Origin of the sequence: Streptomyces sp. NPDC096012, assembly GCF_040426375.1 — a bacterium.
Taxonomy (GTDB): Bacteria; Actinomycetota; Actinomycetes; order Streptomycetales; family Streptomycetaceae; genus Streptomyces.
On sequence record NZ_JBEOTD010000060.1, the window covers coordinates 1 to 18,845 of the forward strand.

The following is an 18,845-nucleotide window of genomic DNA, read 5'->3' on the forward strand; positions in this document are numbered from 1 at the left end:
CCGCTACGAACGCAAAGCCGAACACTTCCTGGCCTTCACCGCCATCGCCTGCAGCCTCATCTGCTACCGCAGACTCACCAAATGAGACGACGTCTTAATCCATTGGTTGTGGGTTCGAGTCCCACAGGGCCTACGGCTGGTAGGCGGGGGATATGGCCTCTGACCTGCTACGCAGCGTCCGGGTCGGCTTCGGCCGACCCGGACGCTGACTCGTTTTCGGGCTCTTGGGCGAGCGATGCGTGAGCGCCCCGCTCATCGAAAGCCGTTGGACCCACCGCCAGTTCGCGCGAGCGGCGAACCGCGTCGGCACCGAGACCGGCACGCCCCTGCGCTACGACGATTCCGTGGTGAGTCACTGGCCCGGTGGCACAGTCCCGCGCGTCAGCCGTACGGACGTGCATCCTCGAAGCCCTCCCACGACGCCTCGGACGCCGTGTCACCCATGGTGAGGCCGGCCTGCCCGTGCCCGTGCCCGTGATCATTCCCCCTCCGGGCCGCAGACACCGTGGCAGCGGCCGATCGACGGCGGTATCCCCGGGGGCGGGCGGTTCACAGCACGGCGGAGCAGGTCGGGCAGGGGGAGCGTTCACCGCGTCCGGGCTTCGAGATGCGGTCACCGGCACCGGTTGGCTACGCTCGCTGAGTGGCCGGGTGATGATGCCCAAGGCGGCATGGCCCAGGCCGCGGCGCAGCAGCCGCCCCGCCCCGCCCAGCGGAAACGAAGACGTCCGCACTCCACAACCTCTGCCGTGTTCAGGCCTCCATGGGAGGAAGGTTGCGATGAGGTTCACCCGCATACGTACGGCAAAAGCCACCGCGGCAGCTCTGGTCGCCATCCCGCTCGCGCTGGGAGGTCTGGCGTCGCCGAGCCAAGCACAGGGCGCGTCTCCCAGCCCGTCGGGGACGTTCGGTCCCGGCTGTTCGGGGCTCTCCCAGAAGGCCGACACGGCCAAGGACAAGGTCGTGGAGGCTGCGGCCGCGTATCCACAGCTCAGCCAGCTGGTCTCCGCCGCGGTCAGGGCAAAGCTGAGCGGCACCCTCGACGGGAGGCCGCAGGTCACCATCTTCGCCCCCAACGACCAGGCGTTCCAGAAGACGACCGCGTCACAGCTCGCTTCGCTCCTCAGCAATCAGGGGCAACTGAAGAAGGTGCTGACCTACCACGTCGTGGACGAGCAGATCAGCCCGAAGGACCTCTCCAACGGCTCCTTCACGACGGTTGAAGGCAGCAAGCTGACCACGTCGGGCTCGGGCACCGACTTCAAGGTCAACGGCAAGGCCAACATCGTCTGCGGCAACATCAAGGCCGCGAACGCCACCATCTACGTCATCGACGCGGTTCTCCAGCCCCCGTCCTGACGCGTGACGCGTGGCTCACGTCCCGGCGTGAGGGCGACCCGTGCGGCAACGCGGGTTCCCTCGCGCCGCGGTCGTGGAGGCCGGCGGCCCGGACACCACGCGGCAACACGCTCAGGCCGACAGCGCCCGCCGGAGCACACGGGTGGTCGTCCCGAGTCCTCCCGGGCTCGCCCGTGAACCACGGAGAATCCACGGGGATGCCGCGGGTTCGCGTCTGGTGCGGCCGCTGCAAGCTCCGGCCGCACCACCCTGGCCGTATTCACACCCTCCGCTGCAAGCTCCGGCCGCACCAGCCTGGCCGTATTCACACCCTCCGCTGAACGTCGCCTTTCATACCGCTGAACGTCGCTTTTCATACCGCGGTTACCTTCCAGCAGAGTCAAGGTCGGCTTTGCGGTCAGGAGAGCGGTGCGGTGAGGCGACGGAACACAGGCGGCAGGTTCTACGCCCCGCTGGGCAGCGTGCTCCTGGCTGTGTCCGTGGGCGGCTGCGGCATGAGTGGTGGCCACGCAACCGGCCCGGCGGCCACCCCGTCGGCGTCCGCCGGCGGCGGCACGCCCGGGACCGCGCCGCACGTCACGGCTGAGCCCGCCGCCTGGCACAAGTGGGGCCTGACACCGCTGCCCGCGACTCCCCAGCCCCCCGCGGACAAACCCATCAGGCTGTCCGCGACCGGCCCGATCCCGGTCTTCACGCACGTACCGACATCCCAGAAGGTCGTCTTCATCACCGTCGACGACGGACTGGAAAAGGACCCCAGGTTCATCGAGATGATGCGGGACCTGAAGATCCCGATCACGATGTTCCTGATGAACGACGCCATCAAGTCGGACTACGGGTACTTCAAGCCACTGCAGGCGATGGGCAACCACATCCAGAACCACACCCTGCACCATCCCGCGATGAACACCGTCCCGCTGAACCGCCAGAAGCAAGAGGTGTGCGGCGACCAGAAGATCCTCACCCGGCAGTTCGGCACCGCCCCGCTCCTCTTCCGGCCGCCCTACGGGGCGTACAACGAGAACACCAGGATCGCGGTGGGGGACTGCGGGCCGCGAGCGATCGTCTGGTGGCGCGAATCCATGCAGATACGCAATATGCAGTACCAGGAGCCGGGTAAGAAGCTGCGTCCCGGCGACATCATCCTCGCCCACTTCCGCGGCCCCGCGGAGCTCAAGGGCACCACCATGACGGAGATGTTCGCGAACCTGCTCAGGCGCGTCGGGGAACAGGGCTTCGCGGTGGCCCGCCTGGAGGACTACGTCCAGCCGCCGGCCGGTCACTGAACCGACCGGCGCACGACACGGCCGCGGCCGACTGGATCGGGTTGGAACCTCGCCCGGCATTTGCTCATCTATCTGACAGACATCGCATCTCGTAGTTCTGCAGGAGACTCCCGATCTGGGCCCGATCGGGCATCCGGCGACACTGCGCCCGGCGGGTGCCGGGCAGAAAGCGCAGGCAGGTAACAGCCCATGGGTCTCACAAGCAACAAGGTGCTAATGCTGGCGATCGTCCTCGCCGTCGTGCTGCTCCTCGGCACGGTATGGCTGTGGCCGCGCCTGGCCCGGCAGAACTGGCGGGCCGTCAGCGGACGGTTCGGGCTGCTGCTCGCCACCCAGGTGGTGGCCCTCGCCACGGTGGGACTCGCAACCAACCAGGAGTTCGGCTTCTACGCCAGCTGGTCCGACCTGTTCGGCCAGGAGACCGGCCAGGGAGTGGTCGTCGACCACGTGGCGGAGGGCGGCAACAGCCCTGTCCGGGTGCTCTCCACCTCCCCTGTCGCCGGTGCGAGCAGCGCGCTGCCGCAGATCGCCGGGCAGGTCCAGAAGGTGGACATCATCGGCCGTACGACCCATCTGGCCACGCCGGCGTTCGTGTACCTTCCCCCGGAGTACTTCCAGCCGCAGAACCACGCGCGCAAGTTCCCGGTGTCCGTCATTCTCACGGGTTACCCGGGAACGGCTCAGGCGCTGGTGGACAAGCTGAACTACCCGAGCACAGTTCAGCAGCTGGCCGCGAAAGGGAAGATGCAGCCGATGATCCTCGTGATGCTGCGTCCGACCGTGGCGCCGCCGCGGGACACCGAGTGCGTCGACGTTCCCGGCGGTCCGCAGGCCGAGACGTTCTTCGTCAAGGATCTGCGCGATTCGGTGAGGGCCCGCTACCGGGTCGACAAGACGCCCGCCAGCTGGGGCATCGCCGGCGACTCGACCGGCGGATACTGCGCCCTCAAGATCGCCATGCACCACCCGGGTTCGTACGCGGCCGCCGCGGGCCTGTCGCCGTACTACAGGGCGCTGATCGACCCCACTACCGGGGACCTCTTCCACGGCCACAAGAACCTGCAGCACCGTGCCGACCTCTTCTGGGGGCTCAAGCATCTAGCCGCCCCCGAGACGTCGCTGCTCGTCACCAGCAGCAGGGTCGGCGAGCACAATTACAAGGACACGCTCAAGTTCATAAAGGGTGTGCAAGACACGAACGTGACCAGGATCTCGTCGATCATCCTTCCGAACGGCGGGCACAACTTCAACACCTGGAAGCGGGAGATCCCGCCGATGCTGCAGTGGTTGAGCAAGCGGCTGGTCGCGCACTGAGCCACCGGTGCCCGACGCCCGGACTGGTGGTGTGGCCGGCCGCGAACGGCCCTGCAGGCGCCCGGGCGCCGGGCGTCCAGGCCGGAGGGCGCATTCGTGCCCGTCGAGGGGGGAGGGCGACGGGTTCGCGTCGCCGGACGCCGGCATCACGGCACCCCCCTCTCGGTCTCTCCTCGAGCGACCGGCACCTGCTACCGAGCGGATCGACCACTGCCGCCGGTGACACGGCAGCAGGAGCGACCAGGGTGCCGACGACTGATCCGGGCGGTGGATGGTGACGGAGCCGCTCGGTGAAGCACCCTCCCGAATTCCCGCCCCGCGTCGATAATGACGCCGTGCGCTCACTAGTCAGGAATTCCATCCTGCCCCTGACGCTGGTCATCGTCGGGGCAGCCGCAGTGATGGGCGACGGCGCGGGGAAGACCCATGCGGCCGGAAACAGCGGGCACAGCGGTTTCGGCAAGTCCGGCGAGCCACGCCGGTCCCAGCCGGGCCAGGACCGGGACCTCCCCGCTACGGCCTCGGCCAAGGACGGCAACGCATACACCCCGCGCAGGACCGAGGAGAACGCCCGGATCGGCGCGGTCTTCGAGAGGGACGACCACCACGGCGCCCACTTCTGCACGGCGAGCGTGGTGCGCAGTCCGGGCCGGAACATGCTGATCACTGCGGCCCACTGCGCCTTCGACGCCGACTCGGGACAGCCGCGGAACGACCTGGTCTTCGCCCCCGGCTACCGCGACGGCGACGAACCCACCGGCCTGTGGAAGGTCGACAAGGTGGTCGTCGACGACCGCTGGGCCACGTCGCAGGACGAGGACCTCGACGTCGCCTTCCTCGTCCTGGACCAGAAGAGCGGCAAGAACATCCAGGACCTCCTGGGCGGCAACACTCTCGGCACCGACCGCGGCTTCGCCAACAAGGTCAAGATCACCGGCTACCCCACCAGCCGTGACACGCCCATCTCGTGCCAGAACCGCACCACGAAGTTCAGCGACGCCCAGCTGCGCATCGAGTGCACCCACCTCGAGAGCGGGACCAGCGGCAGCCCCTGGCTCACCGACTACGACCCCAAGAGCCACACCGGCACCGTCATCGGCGTCCTGGGCGGCCACGAGGGCGGCGGCGACCAGGACGATGTCTCCTACGCCGCATACTTCGACGACGACATCGCCAAGCTCTACCGGCGCGCCCAGGACGAGGACTGAGCCCAGCCCATCCGCACCCCGCTCACGTCGAAGGGCTGAAGCCGCGAAGCGTGCCGGGGAGGGGCTGGGCGGCCGAGAGCCGATCCTGGGCGGTTCGACGGCCGACGACACGGTTGCGATGGCGCGAGGGAAGTCTTCTTCTGCAGCCTTTCGACGATGTGTGCATGCCATGCAGCCCCAGGGCCGCCCCGCAGGCTGGGAGCCCGTCCGCCGACAGACGCCTCTTCCCGCCGGCGACCGGCACGGTCGGCCGCCGGCCCACGGAGCACGGGCAGCCCGTGATCGCGCGGAGTGGAACAAGGCTTCGTAGTCACTGCGATGACAGTCCCTCATGTGCCGCCGCCCGGGCCCCTCTCGTGACCCGGGCCGCAGTCGTACAGCGCCTCCGCCTGGTCGCCCGAGCCGTAGGCCGCCGAGGGCACGACCGTGCAGTGGCCGACGGTCCAGCGCACGATCACGGCGATGGGCGTGGCCGCGTGGCGCAGGCTCGTGCTCACCTCGGCAGGCTTCAGGACGACGTAGCGCAGTCGGCCGGTGGCTATGAGCTCGCGGAAGCCACCGGACGTCGGATAAGGGACCCGGCCGGTGAAGCCGCCCACGGGCAGAACGTGCGCGTCGGCGGAGATTATGTAGGGCGCGGCCTCCCCCCAGCCGGGCACTGCGGCCAGGTACTCGGCGCCGCCTCGGTGCGCGGTGAGGTAGGCCAGCAGGCGTTCCCGGGTCGGGCCGAGCTTCGCGAGCGGGTTGCCCACCCGATGGTTGGTGGGGCCCACGCGGCCCAGCGAGCCGGGCTGGTTGTAGCGCAGGGACAGCGCCGACGCCGACCAGGCGGCCGGAATGAGCAGGACCGCGGCGAGCCCGGCGGCCAGGCCGGCCGTGCCGAGGCGTGGCCGTCGGCGGATGCACGACAGAACCAGGGCGACCAGGCCGAGGGCCGCTGCGGTGGGGACGGACCAGGGGAAGAAGTGCGGGTACCGCAGCGTCAGGATCACGCACCAGGCAAGGTTCACGGCGATCATGCCGGGCAGCACCCAGGCCCGTCGACCGCCCCTGCGGCACGCCCGCCAGGCCTGCACGGCCCCCGCGCCGCCCATCGCGGCCAGTGCCACGGCGACGACACCCATGTAATAGGTGTGCCCGGTCACGCTGCCGAAGCTGAACACCAGGAAGAACGTGGCCAGCCACGACCCCCACAGCACATAGCCTGCCAGCACCCGGTCCGTGCGGGCCGCACGCCGCCGCCACAGCGTCCATGCGCCGCCCGCGACCCCGAGCGCGGCCAGTGGGTACAGCCATCCGGTCTGTGTGGCGATCCCGGGGCTGAACATCTTCCAGACGCTGTCGCCCATGGCGGGCCCGGTGCCGGCTGTCCGCAAGCTCTCGTTGGGGGCGACGCTACCGGCGGCGGCCGCGTCGAGGCCGTGGAAGCGGGTCAGGAAGTTGTAGCCGACGACCAGACCGTACGCCGAGTTGTCCGTGGTGCCGTCGAGGTAGGGGCGCTCGGACGCCGGGGTCAGCGTGGCCACCGTCATCCACGACAGCGACACGCCGCACGCCACCGCGCCGGCCAGCGCGACGTCCAGGACCCGGCGGCGCAGGGCCACGGGCGCGGCGACGAGGTAGGTCACGGCGAGCGAGGGCAGCACCGCCCAGGCCTCCAGCATTTTGCACTGGAAGGCCGCGCCCACCCACAGCCCCGCGAGCAGCAGCCGGCGGCCGCGGCCCCGCTCGGTCGCCCGCTGGGTGGCCGCGGCGGCCAGAAGCAGCAGAAGGACGAACGGCGAGTCCTCCGTGACGGACCGCCCAAGGCCGACGAACACGGGAGTGATTGTCAGGAAGCCCGCCGCGAGCAGACCGGCCGGCACGCCCGCCCAGCGGCGTACCAGACCATGGAGCAGGACCACGCAGGCCATGCCTTCGATCGCCTGCGGCAGCACCAGCGCCCACGGACGGAAGCCGAAGGCCAGCGCCGACAGGGCCTGCGGCCACAGGTAGCCGGGCAGCTTGTCGATCGTGATCGTGTCGCCCGGGTCGAAGGATCCGTAGAAGAAGGCGACCGGATCGTCGGTCATGCTGCGCACGCCGGCCGCGTAGAACCCGTGGAACGAGCTGTCGTCCAGGCCCCACAGGGTGAGCAGGGCGGCGATCGTCACGATGCCCAGCAGCACCGGGAGTTCGTAGGCCGGCCGCGGTGCACCCGTGCGGGGCGCGGGTGGCGCGGGCCGGCCGCCGCGGGGCCGGTTCAGCACGGCGGAGATGGCGCGCCCCGTCGTCGGCTCGGTGCCTCGCTCTTGGGTCGGCTCGCTGTGGGTCGTGAACATGAACGGCCTTTCAGACTCCCGGAGACTCGATCCGGACGCAGTGGGCAATCCGGATCCCGGGGAGTATCCGTCGGCCGACATGCACGGAATCTGAACGGGGACTTAACCGCGTGCAGGTCTCACCGCCCTCTCACGCAAATGGGAAGTAGGGAGGAATGCGGGTAAGGGGTGGATCCGAAGGCCGGCGTTCGGGCCGCTCCGTGTCGGCCATCCATCGGATCGCGGCGCACGTGCGCCCGGCCAGAGCGATGCGACAGGCCCGGTGGGAACCGGTCGTGTCCATCGGCGCTCTGCGACCCTGGGCAAGATCACTGTGGAGGATCGGCCGGCCATGCCGCCCGCCGGCAGCAGGTGTTCGGACCCTGTGCGGCGGCGGCCGGTCCTCGCGCCCGGCTCTTCGCGCTCGGCCCGTGCTCAGCGCGCGCTCAGTTCCGGCAGTCCGTCGAGCCCGCCGAGCCCGTTCACCCCGCTCACCCCATTCACCCCGTTCAGTTCGGCGAGCGGCAGGGTGTGCCGGGTCTGGAGGACCTTCGCGCGCAGGTAGCGGACGTTGTGGGCGGTGGTGAAGACACCGGTCGGCACCCGGTCCCGGACGACGGTGCCCAGCGCGCGGAGCTGCTCGGCCTTGTCGGGGTTGTTCGACAGCAGGTCCAGCTCGTCGATGCCGAGGGCGGCGAGCATCTGCGCGGCGGCGGTGTAGTCGCGGGCGTCCTCCGGCAGGCCGAGCGCGGCGTTCGCCTCGTAGGTGTCGAGGCCCTGGTCCTGGAGGGCGTAGGCGTCGAGCTTGTTGTAGAGGCCGATACCGCGGCCCTCCTGGCGCAGGTAGAGCAGCACGCCGCCGCGGTCGGCGATGCGCTCGACCGCCTCGCGCAGCTGGGGCCCGCAGTCACAGCGGGCGGAGCCGAAGACGTCGCCGGTCAGGCACTCGGAGTGCAGCCGCACCAGTGGGACCGGGCCCGGGTCGCCGAGGACGACGGCGATGTGCTCCCGGCCGTCGGCGAGACCGTCGAAGGTGACGAGCTCGGCGTCGGCGCTGTAGCCGTCGTGGAAGCGCAGCGGTACCCGGACGCGGGCGCGCGGGGTGGCGGCGGGGGTGTCGGGCATGCGGGTCTCCGGGATCGGTCCGTCCATCTGCTTCAGATTTGAAGCAGGTGCCAGGATGGGGACCTTATCGCATGCTTTAAAGTTAAAGCAATGCGCCACGGCGGAGATCGGTGCCGCCCGCCGGAGCCCGCCTCACTCGTCGGCCGGTCCCGGGCACGGGGACGATCGGCGCCGCCACGGCACGTCCTCCGCGGGCGCCTCCGCCTCACCCTCCCCCTGCAGCCCTCGGGCGATCCCCGTGCAGATCTCCTCCAACTGCCCCACCTGCTCGGGGGCGAGCCGGTCGAAGAGGGTGGTGCGCACCGTCTCGACATGGCCGGGTGCCGTACGCTCCAGCACGGTCATGCCCTCGTCCGTCAGCACCGCGAGGCTGCTGCGCCTGTCCCAGGGGCAGTCCTCCCGGCGCACCAGCCCGTCCCGCTCCAGCCGGGTCACCACGTACGTCAGCCTGCTGCGGGTGATCTTCAGTGTCTCGGCGAGGTCCGTCATGCGCAGCCGCCGGTCGGGTGCCTCGGAGAGGTTGGCCAGCACCGAGTAGAAAAGGTGGGGCATGCCGCCCTCCTGCTGGAGCTGCCGGTCGATCGCGTCCTCCAGGAGCCGGGAGGCGGCGATGTAGGCGCGCCAGGCGCGCTGCTCCTCGGGGGTGAGCCAGCGGGTCGTCATGCCGCCAGTGTAAGTTTGTTTCAAACTTGAACCAAGACTCGGTGAACCTCCGGGTCGCCGCGAGGGAGTGCGCCGATGCCCCTGCCGTACGTGCTGCTGTCCGCCGCCGTCTCCCTCGACGGCTTCCTGGACGACACCGGCCCCGAGCGGCTGCTGTTGTCGAGCCCGGCCGACTTCGACCGGGTCGACGACGTACGGGCCTCCGTCGACGCCATCCTCGTCGGCGCCGGCACGATCCGCGCCGACAATCCGCGCCTGCTGGTGAACTCCGCGGAGCGGCGGGCGGCCCGGCTGGCGGCGGGCAGGCCCGCGTACCCGCTGAAGGTGACCGTCACCGCCTCCGGCGACCTCGACCCCGACGCCCACTTCTGGCACACCGGCGGCGAGAAACTCGTCTACACCACCGACGAGGGTGCCCGACGGGCCGGCCGGCTCCTCGGCACCACCGCCGACGTCGTCCCGCTCGGCGCCGGCATCGACTGGCGGGCCCTGCTGGAACACCTGCACGACGTGCGCGGAGTCGGGCGCCTGATGGTCGAGGGCGGCGGTCAGGTGCACACCCAGCTCCTCCGCCAGGGCCTCGCCGACGAACTCCAGCTGGTCCTCGCCCCGCTCTTCGTGGGCGACCCGGCGGCCCCGCGCCTGTTCGGACCGGGGTCGTACCAGGGCGGCCGGCTGCGCCTGGTCGAGACCCGCCGCATCGAGGACGTCGTCCTCATGCGCTACGAGCCCACGGCGCCCGGCACCGGCCCCGCCCCCGCGGCCGCCGACCGCCACTGGCTGCGCACCGCCTGCGAACTCGCCGCCCTGTGCCCGCCCTCGGAGACGGCCTTCAGCGTCGGTGCCGTCGTGGTCGCCGCCGACGGCACCGAACTGGCCCGCGGCCACTCCCGGGAAGGCGGCGACCCGGTGGTCCACGCGGAGGAGGCGGCGCTGGCGAAGATCGACGCGGCCGACCCGAGGCTCGCCGGTGCCACGGTCTACAGCAGCCTGGAGCCCTGTGCCCGCCGCGCCTCCCGGCCCGCGCCCTGCGCCGAGCTGATCCTGCGGGCCGGGCTGCGCCGGGTGGTCACCGCCTGGCGGGAGCCGGACACCTTCGTCGCGGGGGCCGACGGCACCGGCGTGCTCCAGGCCGGGGGAGCCGAGGTCGTCGTACTCCCCGAGTTCCGGGCGCTCGCCAAGGCGCCGAACGCGCACCTGCCGGGCTGAGCGGCACCCCCGGCGGCTCGGTGATCGAGGCCCGGGGTGGCCGGTGATCAAGGCTCGGGGGAGCCGAGGTCGTCGTACTCCCCGAGTTCCGGGCGCTCGCCAAGGCGCCGAACGCGCACCTGCCGGGCTGAGCGGCATCCCCGGCGGCTCGGTGATCGAGGCCCGGGGGAACCGGTGATCAGGACCTGGCGGAACCGGTGATCAAGGCCCGGAGGAAAAGGGTGCGCGACCACTCCTTCGCATGGCGTATGCTTGAGACACAACGACGCGGGGTGGAGCAGCTCGGTAGCTCGCTGGGCTCATAACCCAGAGGTCGCAGGTTCAAATCCTGTCCCCGCTACTGAAGACTCAGGGCCGGAATCCAGTACACGGGTTCCGGCCCTGAGTGTTTTCCGCCCCGCCCCGCCGTACGCGGCGATCCAGGCCGCGTGGCGTACGTCACAGCAGGTCATCCGGTCGGTCCACACCGGTCGCCCCGTGCCCCCGGGCCCGCAAATCTGGACCTACGTCCGACACGTGGGAGACATGCGGTGCGCCCTGGTGAGGTGGAGGAGAACGCGTACGCCAGGGCCGGCGGCCGGCTTCCCGGCGATCTCGTGCCGGACCCGGGACTCGGCGACGAACCCGCACCCGTGCGCGGGACCCGCCGGCCCGGCCCGCGCGCCCTGGCCGGCGCCCTGCCGGCCCTGCTCATCGCGGGCGGCGTCCTCTACGGCCTGCTCACTCCCGAGGGCTTCACCGCCGTCCCGTTCTTCACCGCCGCGCCGCTGATCGCCGCGCCGCTGTACTCGCTGCGCACCACGGTCCTGACCGCCCTGACCGCCCTCGTCGCCGCGTACGCCGTGAACACCCAGACCGGCGGCCACTCGGCACCGGCCACCGTCACCGACGGGGTGACCGTCGCCACGGTCGCCCTGCTGGCCGTCGCCATCAACCGCGTGGTCCGGCTCGGCGACCGGCGGCTGGCCTCCGCCCGGGAGATCGCCGAGGCCGCACAACGGGCCGTCCTGCCCCGGCCCGCGGAGCGGATCGGCGGCTTCGAGATCGCCGCCTGCTACGAGGCGGCACGCCGGGACGCGTTCATCGGCGGCGACCTCTACGCGGTGCAGGACAGCCCGTACGGCGTCCGGCTGGTCGTCGGCGACGTGCGCGGCAAGGGGTTGAGCGCGGTCGCCGCCGTCGCCGTGGTGATCGGGGCGTTCCGGGAGGCGGCCGAGCAGGAGGCCACGCTGGAGGCGGTGGCCGAGCGGCTGGAGCGGGCACTGGCCCGCGAGGGCACCCGGCGGGACGGCATCGACGCGTTCGAGGGCTTCACCACCGCCGTCCTCGCCGAACTCCCACACGGCGACGGCGTCGTACGGGTCGTCAACCGCGGCCATCCGGCGCCGCTGATGCTGCACGCCGACGGCACCCTGCGCAGCCTGACCGCGCCCGAGCCCGCGCTGCCGCTCGGCATGCGCGACCTCGGCGGCTGGCCCGACCGGGCGCTGGAGGCCCGCTTCCCGAGCGGGGCCACCCTGCTGTTCTACACCGACGGCCTGTCCGAGGCCCGGGACGCCCACGGCCGCTTCTACGCACCCGAACGGCGGCTGGCCGGCCGTACCTTCCCCGGCCCCGGCGCCCTGCTGAGCCGGCTCGCCGAGGAGGTGCGGCGGCACTCCGGCGGCGGGATGGCGGACGACATGGCGCTGCTCGCCGTACGGCAGCCGTGACCGGTCTCACCGACCGTGACCGCGCGACCGCCGTCCGCAGAACACCCGCGTCACTCGGAAACCTCTGTGACTCATGAACTTCGGTCAACTCGCCCGTTTTGCAGCGATCTACAGGGTAAGTCCCTGCGTGGGAACGTTAATGATCAAGCCGAACGGCTTGGAAACCACCTACCGGGTCTATTAACGTTCGATAACGCAGCGCGGTCGTCCCAGCCGTCACAAGAGACGGCTCCGTGCGCACGCGCCGAATCCCGCGAGGGAACCGGGGAACCACCACCTTTGGGGTGAATCACGCGAAAGCCGTCGTGAACTCGCTGAGTCCACGTCCGGTTTACGCGCGTAGGAGACCTTCCTGCTCCGAACCCGTCAGCTAACCCGGTAGGCGGCGGAAGGAAAGGAGCGCGCCCGCGTGGCGTCCAACCGGCCTGCCCCAGAAGCCCCGTTCATACCGGCCCCCACCGAGTCCGAGACCTTCGGGTACGGCTCCTACCGCGCCGACGAGGGCCCCTGGGAGGAGTGGAATCCCACCGAGGAATCCATCACCCCGGTCCGCGGCCGGCACCGCGTCGCCAAGCAGCGCGGCGGATTCGCCCGCAGCTCCACCGTCCTCGGCGTCGGCGTGATCGCCGCGGTCGGCGCGGGCGGGATGGCCAGCGCCAACACCGGGAAGCCGCCGGTGTCCCTCTCCCTGCCGGACCTGCCCTCCATGGGTTCGCTGTTCGAGGACGGCTCCTCCCCGGCGCCCGAGGCGAGCACCACCGCGCTCAGCGACGTCGGCGTGACCCCCGCGGACACCGAGCGGAACACCGGCGCGGGCGAGACCCTGCGCAACCGGATCATGGCCCAGGCCGAGCAGCAGCAGAGCAAGGCCGACAGCAGGGCCACCGCCGCCGCACTGGCCGCGGCCCAGAAGCAGAGCGCGGACGCCGCGGCCAAGGCGCAGAAGGAGGCCGCCGCCAAGGCCGCCGCCGACAAGAAGAAGGCGGACGCCGACGCCGCGAAGGCGGCCGAGGCCAAGAGGCTGGCCGAGCTGGCCAAGCAGTACACGCTGCCGACGTCCTCGTACACGATCACCTCGACCTTCGGCCAGGCCGGCTCGATGTGGTCCTCCGGCTACCACACCGGCCTCGACTTCGCCGCCCCCACCGGCACCCTCATCAAGGCCATCCACAGCGGCACGGTCACCCAGGCGGGCTGGGCCGGCTCCTATGGCTACCGCACGGTCCTCACCCTCGACGACGGCACCGAACTGTGGTTCTGCCACCAGTCCTCGATCAGTGTCTCCGTCGGCCAGAAGGTCGGCACCGGTGACGTCATCGGCCGGGTCGGCGCCACCGGCAACGTCACCGGCCCGCACCTGCATCTGGAGGTCCACCCGAACGGCGACGCCACCGGCATCGACCCGATGGTCTGGCTGCGCGGCAAGGGCCTCAACCCCTGACCTTCGCGGGCCTTCGCCCCGGTGGCCCGCGGGGCCTCCCGGACGCGAGCCCCGTCGGGCCCCCGGGGGAGGAACCCCGTCGGGTCCCGGGGAGAAATCCCGTCGGGTCCTGGGGGTGACCCTGAGGGTGCTGCCTTTGCGGGAACTTGGCGCCGACAGCGGAATGGGATCATCCGCTGTCGGCGTTGACGTGGAGTATGACTTCTCTGCGCAAACTCGGTTCCTCCGACCTCGAGGTCTTCCCGCTCGCCCTCGGCGGCAACGTCTTCGGCTGGACCGCCGACGAGCAGGCGTCCTTCGACGTGCTCGACGCCTACACGGCCGCCGGCGGCAACTTCGTCGACACCGCCGACAGCTACAGCGCCTGGGTCGAGGGAAACAAGGGCGGCGAGTCCGAGACGATCATCGGCAAGTGGGTCAAGGCCCGCGGCAACCGCGCCGACGTCGTCATCGCCACCAAGGTCAGCCAGCACCCGGAGTACCAGGGTCTGAGCGCCGCCAACATCAAGGCGGCCGCCGACGCCTCGCTCCGCCGGCTGGGCACCGATCACATCGACCTCTACTACACCCACTTCGACAACCCCGAGGTGCCCGTCGAGGAGATCATCGGCGCGCTGGACGAGCTGGTGAAGGCCGGAAAGGTCCGGCACATCGCCGCCTCCAACATCACCCCCGAGCGCCTGAAGGCCTCCCTCGACTTCTCCGACCGCGAGGGCCTGGCCCGCTACGTCGCCCTCCAGCCCCACTACAACCTGGTCTCCCGGGACACCTACGAGGGCCCGTTGCAGGACCTGGCCGCCCGCGAGGGCCTCGCGGCCGTGCCGTACTTCTCCCTCGCCTCCGGCTTCCTGACCGGCAAGTACCGCCCCGGCGCGACCGTCGACAGCGCCCGGGCCGACGGGGCCTCGAAGCACCTCGAGACCGAGCGCGGTCAGCGGGTCCTGACGGCCCTGGACGAGGTCGCCGCCGCCCACCGGGTCCCGGTCGCCACGGTCGCCCTGGCCTGGCTCGCGGCCCAGCCGACCGTCGTGGCCCCCCTCGCCTCCGCCCGGACCGTGGACCAGCTCCCGTCGCTGCTTCGGGCGGCGGAGCTGACCCTGCCGGACGAGGACCTGCAGAAGCTGACGACCGCGTCGGCGTAGTGCCGCCACCCGCTCCGGTGGCGCTCCGTACCGGGCCGCTCCCGCGGCCGGGTCAGGTCCGGTACGGGTTGCAGGCGGGATACGGCACCGTCGGATACCCGTACGGCGGCGGCGTCCAGTACACCGGAGCCGTGACCGGAGCGGGCGCGGAGGCCCTGGCCGCGTAGTCCAGGGCCGGCCGCGCCACTGTTCTGCGCTGCCAGAGTTCGGCCAGCAGCTCCCGCTCGCGTCCGACGAAGTCCGCCCCGGCCCGCCCCCGCCGCCCGCGGTGCCGCAGGAACGCGAGCGAGGTGGCGTACGCCTCGTACTCGGCCACCGTCCGCGCCGCCGGCCGCCCCCCGCAGTGGTGCCGGGCGTACTCCCTGGCCATCCGCCGCGCCCGCATCGACCCGAGCGCGATCGGCTCGGCCGGCCCCAGCCATCCGGCCAGCACGTACGCCGGCAGTTCCGCCTGCACGGTCCGCAGCTCCCGCTGCCGCGTCCAGATCGCGAGCCAGGTCAGCAGCGCGAACGCGGGCACCATGAACCCGCCGTAGACGGCGAAGAACCCGTACCGCCCGAAGGTGGAGGAGCCGTTCCAGAGGGCGTGCATGGACATCGCCAGCAGCAGCCCGCCCACCGGCGGCAGCACCCGCCGAAGACGCTGCCGCTCCCCGGACAGCGCGGCGATGCCGAAGCCGATGCCGGTCAGCACGGTGAAGAGGGGGTGCGCGAACGGGGACATCACGATGCGCACGAAGAACGTCGCGGCGGTGACGGAGGCGATGCCGCGGTCGCCGGTCAGCTGGTCGGTCCCGAAGGCCGTACCGAGATAGAGGATGTTCTCGGTGAACGCGAACCCGGTGGCGGTGATCCCGGCTATCACCACCCCGTCCACGAGGCCGGTGAAATGCCGTCTGCGGAAGAGGAAGACCAGCAGTACGGCAGCCGCCTTGGCGGACTCCTCGACGATCGGGGCTATCACCGTGGCGCCGAGGGTGTCGGCACCGGCCGGGTCGGCGGTGGCGGTGGCTATCCACTTGGTCGCGAAGGTGTTGGCGACGATGGCCATCAGCGCTGCCGCGCAGGCACCCCACGCGAAGGCGAAGACCAGGTTCCGCCAGGGCCCCGGCTCCACCCGGTCCAGCCAGCGGAAGGCGGCCGTCAGCCAGGGCACGGGCAGCACGGCAAGGCCCACCCCCACCAGGAGCCCCTCGGTGCCGGTCTGCCGCCGCACGAGCGCGAGGATCACCAGCCCGGACAGCACCAGCAGGGTGATCAGCGCCCCGTACCTCACCCACCCGCGCTGCCACCAGTGCGGGTGCCGGAGCAGTCCCGTGCCGGGACCGGCGGGGGGAGTCGGGAACGGAGCACTGGTGGCCACGGCATCGACCCTAACGGTGACGGGACGAGGGTCTGGAGCGGTTTACCGGCCCGACCGCGGAACCTGCGGTCCGGGCGGCCGGCCGTTCCCGTGCGGTACGCGCCGGAACAGCAGATCGTTCACGACATGTCCCTTGTCCAGTCCCTGCCCCTCGAAACGGGTCAGCGGCCGGAACTCCGGGCGGGCCGCGAAACCGCCCTCCGCCTGGGTGTTCTCGAAGTCGGGATGCGCGTCGAGCACCTCGAGCATCTGCTCGGCGTACGGCTCCCAGTCGGTCGCGCAGTGCACGAGCGCGCCGGGCTTCAGCCGGGTCGCGGCCAGCGTCAGGAACTCGGGCTGGATCAGCCGCCGCTTGTGGTGCCGCTTCTTGGGCCAGGGGTCGGGGAAGTACACCCGCAGCCCGTCCAGCGCGTCGGGCCGGAGCATCTCGCGGAGCAGGATGATCGCGTCGCCGTTGGCCACGCGGATGTTGGAGAGCCCGTGCTGGTCGGCGAGGTTGAGCAGGTTGCCCTGCCCCGGGGTGTGCACGTCGGCCGCGAGGATGTTGGTGCCGGGGTCGGCGGCGGCCATCTGGGCGGTGGCCTCCCCCATCCCGAAGCCGATCTCCAGCACGACGGGGCCGTCGTTCCCGAACAGCTGGGCGAGATCGATGACCTGCCGGCCGTCGATGTCCAGCCCCCACTTGGGCCACAGCCGCTGCAGGGCGTCGGCCTGCCCGACCGTCACCCGGCTGCGCCGCGGCTGGAAACTGCGGATCCGCCGCTCGAAGTGCGAGCCGGCCGGATCGGCCTTCGGCCCGTCCGGGAAGCGGGGTTCCCCCTTGGTCCGGGTGTGCCGAACGGACTCGCCGGAGGGGTGCGGGGCCGACGGCGGGACTTCGGGGGTGTTGAGGAAATCAGACACAGTGGGACCGATTTTACGGCGCCCCACGGGGGCGCCCGCCCGGCCCGCGGCTCCTGATGCCCGCGGCGTCCTCCGGCGGTCATCGGTCGCCGGGGGCCGTCGGCGGTCATCGGTCGCCGGGTAGCCACCGGCAGCCGTCGGTCATTGGGGCCGTCGGCGGTCATCGGGCACTGGGTAGCCTCCGGCAGCCATCGGTCGCCGGGGGCCGTCGGCGGTCATCGGTCGCCGGGTAGCCACCGGCAGCCGTCGGTTATTGGGGCCGTCGGCGGTCATCGGGCACTGGGTAGCCTCCGGCAGCCATCGGACTCCGGTAGCCATCGGCTTCCGACGGCCACGGCCTCTGACGGCCACGGTCACGGGCGGCCACGGTCACGGCGGCCACCGGTCACCCGGAGCCGCTGGCAGCCACAGTGGCCGCAGCCGCAGATGGCCACGGTGGCAGCCGGCAGCCACCGGCGGTCGGGCGGAGCGGGGTCGGGCAGGCGCAGCCCCGGTGCGGCCGCTACAGCGAGGCGAGCAGTTCCAGCACCCGGCGCCCGACCTCCCTGCCGATCGGCAGGGACGCGGTGGCCGCGGGAGACGGCGCGTTGAGCACGTGCACCGACCGCACCCCCTCCCGGATCAGGAAGTCGTCCACGAGCGTGCCGTCCCGCAGCACCGCCTGCGCCCGCACCCCGGCGGGGGCCCGCACCAGGTCCCCGGCAGCCACCCCGGGCAGCAGTCTGCGCACCGCCTGGAGGAACGCCCCCTTGGACAGCGACCGGTGCAACTCGCCCGCGCCGTACCGCCAGTGGCGCCGGGCGATCGCCCAGGACCCGGGCCACGCCACGGTCCCGGCCAGCTCCCGGGGTCGTACGACCCCCCAGCCGTATCCCTCCCGGGCCAGTGCCGGCACCGCGTTCGGCCCGATGTGCACGCCTCCGTCGATTCCTCTGGTCAGGTGCACGCCGAGGAACGGGAACGCCGGGTCCGGCACCGGGTACACCAGCCCCCGCACCAGCTCCGGTCGCGCCAGCTCGTAGTACTCCCCGCGGAACGGGACGATCCGCACCCCCGGCTCGTCCCCGGTCAGCCGTGCCACCTCGTCGCAGTGCAGACCGGCGCAGTTGACCAGCACGCGGGCGCGGACCACGTCCCCGCCGGCGGTGAGGACGGCCACGCCCCGATCCGGCCGCCGGTCCACCCGTACCACCCGCGCGCCGTAGCGGATCTCCGCGCCGGAGGCCCGGGCGAGCTGCCGTGCGACGCCCACGAAGTCGCACACGCCGGTCGTGCCGACGTGTATCGCGGCGAGGCCCCGCACCTCGGGCTCGTACTCGGGGATCTGCGCGGCACCCAGCTCGCGCACCGGGATCCCGTTCTCCCGGCCGCGCTGCACGAGCGCGTGCAGCCGCGGCAGCTCCTCCCGCTCGGTGGCGACGATCAGCTTGCCGGTGACGGCGTGGGCGATGCCGTACTCGGCGCAGAACTTCACCATCTCGGCGGCGCCCCGGACGGCGTACCGCGCCTTGAGGGAGCCCGGCCGGTAGTAGATCCCGCTGTGGATGACCCCGCTGTTGCGTCCCGTCTGGTGCCGGGCCGGGCCCGGCTCCTTCTCCAGCACGGTCACCCGCGTGCCCGGCGCGCTCCGCGTGATCGCGTACGCCGTCGACAGGCCGACGATCCCCCCGCCGACCACGAGCACGTCACAGTCGTACGCCCCGACCGGCACCTGCACCACCTCCCACCTCGATAGTGCACTGCGCCACTGACAGTGGCTTCAAACGCCGGGGAGTGCGGCGCCGGCAAAGGTGTGCGGGGAACCACGCGTCCCGCCGTAC

Annotated in this window: 15 protein-coding genes, 1 tRNA gene and 1 riboswitch; of the genes, 10 read left to right on the forward strand and 6 right to left on the reverse strand. The window is 71.6% G+C overall.

Going from position 1 to position 18,845, the window contains the following annotated elements; translation table 11 throughout:
- Positions 1-239: 239 nt before the first annotated feature.
- From ABVB68_RS37100 to ABVB68_RS34515, 5 genes are all read left to right on the forward strand, one after another.
- Positions 240-449 (forward strand): hypothetical protein, encoded by a 210-nt coding sequence (locus ABVB68_RS37100; RefSeq protein WP_503006510.1) that lies wholly within the window; start codon positions 240-242, stop codon positions 447-449.
- 331 nt (positions 450-780) lie between these two features.
- Positions 781-1,359: a fasciclin domain-containing protein gene (locus ABVB68_RS34500; protein ID WP_353605151.1), complete on the forward strand. Its 579-nt coding sequence runs from the start codon at positions 781-783 to the stop codon at positions 1,357-1,359.
- Between the two features lie 413 nt (positions 1,360-1,772).
- On the forward strand, positions 1,773-2,645 hold the full coding sequence (locus ABVB68_RS34505) for a polysaccharide deacetylase family protein (protein ID WP_353605152.1): 873 nt from the start codon (positions 1,773-1,775) through the stop codon (positions 2,643-2,645).
- A 189-nt stretch (positions 2,646-2,834) separates the two neighbouring features.
- Entirely contained in the window at positions 2,835-3,959 is a 1,125-nt protein-coding gene (locus ABVB68_RS34510) for an alpha/beta hydrolase (RefSeq protein ID WP_353605153.1), read from the forward strand.
- Positions 3,960-4,294: 335 nt separating this feature from the next.
- The gene (locus ABVB68_RS34515) at positions 4,295-5,167 is read left to right on the forward strand and encodes a trypsin-like serine peptidase (RefSeq protein WP_353605154.1); all 873 of its coding nucleotides are present in this window, start codon (positions 4,295-4,297) and stop codon (positions 5,165-5,167) included.
- 329 nt (positions 5,168-5,496) lie between these two features.
- Here the strand turns inward: ABVB68_RS34515 and ABVB68_RS34520 are convergent, their stop codons facing one another.
- The 3 genes from ABVB68_RS34520 to ABVB68_RS34530 all read right to left on the reverse strand — a co-directional run bounded on the left by ABVB68_RS34520 (position 5,497) and on the right by ABVB68_RS34530 (position 9,255).
- On the reverse strand, positions 5,497-7,488 hold the full coding sequence (locus ABVB68_RS34520) for a glycosyltransferase family 39 protein (protein ID WP_353605155.1): 1,992 nt from the start codon (positions 7,486-7,488) through the stop codon (positions 5,497-5,499).
- 414 nt (positions 7,489-7,902) lie between these two features.
- Positions 7,903-8,592 (reverse strand): GTP cyclohydrolase II, encoded by a 690-nt coding sequence (locus tag ABVB68_RS34525; RefSeq protein WP_353605172.1) that lies wholly within the window; start codon positions 8,590-8,592, stop codon positions 7,903-7,905.
- A gap of 132 nt (positions 8,593-8,724) precedes the next feature.
- Complete coding sequence (locus ABVB68_RS34530; RefSeq protein WP_353605156.1) at positions 8,725-9,255, reverse strand: MarR family winged helix-turn-helix transcriptional regulator; 531 nt, start codon at positions 9,253-9,255, stop codon at positions 8,725-8,727.
- Positions 9,256-9,330: 75 nt separating this feature from the next.
- Between ABVB68_RS34530 and ABVB68_RS34535 the strand changes: the two genes are divergently transcribed.
- The 5 genes from ABVB68_RS34535 (at position 9,331) to ABVB68_RS34555 (ending at position 14,759) form a co-directional block, all read left to right on the forward strand.
- Positions 9,331-10,464: a dihydrofolate reductase family protein gene (locus ABVB68_RS34535; RefSeq protein WP_353605157.1), complete on the forward strand. Its 1,134-nt coding sequence runs from the start codon at positions 9,331-9,333 to the stop codon at positions 10,462-10,464.
- A gap of 266 nt (positions 10,465-10,730) precedes the next feature.
- A tRNA-Met gene (locus ABVB68_RS34540) sits at positions 10,731-10,804 on the forward strand.
- Positions 10,805-10,994: 190 nt separating this feature from the next.
- Positions 10,995-12,176, forward strand: a complete 1,182-nt coding sequence (locus ABVB68_RS34545; protein WP_353605158.1) for a PP2C family protein-serine/threonine phosphatase — start codon at positions 10,995-10,997, stop codon at positions 12,174-12,176.
- Between the two features lie 232 nt (positions 12,177-12,408).
- Positions 12,409-12,576, forward strand: a riboswitch (cyclic di-AMP (ydaO/yuaA leader).
- A 9-nt stretch (positions 12,577-12,585) separates the two neighbouring features.
- Positions 12,586-13,617 (forward strand): M23 family metallopeptidase, encoded by a 1,032-nt coding sequence (locus ABVB68_RS34550; protein ID WP_353605159.1) that lies wholly within the window; start codon positions 12,586-12,588, stop codon positions 13,615-13,617.
- A 197-nt stretch (positions 13,618-13,814) separates the two neighbouring features.
- Positions 13,815-14,759: an aldo/keto reductase gene (locus tag ABVB68_RS34555; protein ID WP_353605160.1), complete on the forward strand. Its 945-nt coding sequence runs from the start codon at positions 13,815-13,817 to the stop codon at positions 14,757-14,759.
- Between the two features lie 52 nt (positions 14,760-14,811).
- On the opposite strand, the gene ABVB68_RS34560 is transcribed toward ABVB68_RS34555, so the two are convergent.
- The 3 genes from ABVB68_RS34560 to lhgD all read right to left on the reverse strand — a co-directional run bounded on the left by ABVB68_RS34560 (position 14,812) and on the right by lhgD (position 18,745).
- Positions 14,812-16,122: a PrsW family intramembrane metalloprotease gene (locus tag ABVB68_RS34560; RefSeq protein WP_353605161.1), complete on the reverse strand. Its 1,311-nt coding sequence runs from the start codon at positions 16,120-16,122 to the stop codon at positions 14,812-14,814.
- A 42-nt stretch (positions 16,123-16,164) separates the two neighbouring features.
- On the reverse strand, positions 16,165-17,025 hold the full coding sequence (gene trmB / locus ABVB68_RS34565) for a tRNA (guanosine(46)-N7)-methyltransferase TrmB (protein WP_353605162.1): 861 nt from the start codon (positions 17,023-17,025) through the stop codon (positions 16,165-16,167).
- 502 nt (positions 17,026-17,527) lie between these two features.
- Positions 17,528-18,745 (reverse strand): L-2-hydroxyglutarate dehydrogenase, encoded by a 1,218-nt coding sequence (gene lhgD / locus ABVB68_RS34570; protein WP_353605163.1) that lies wholly within the window; start codon positions 18,743-18,745, stop codon positions 17,528-17,530.
- Positions 18,746-18,845: the final 100 nt, after the last annotated feature.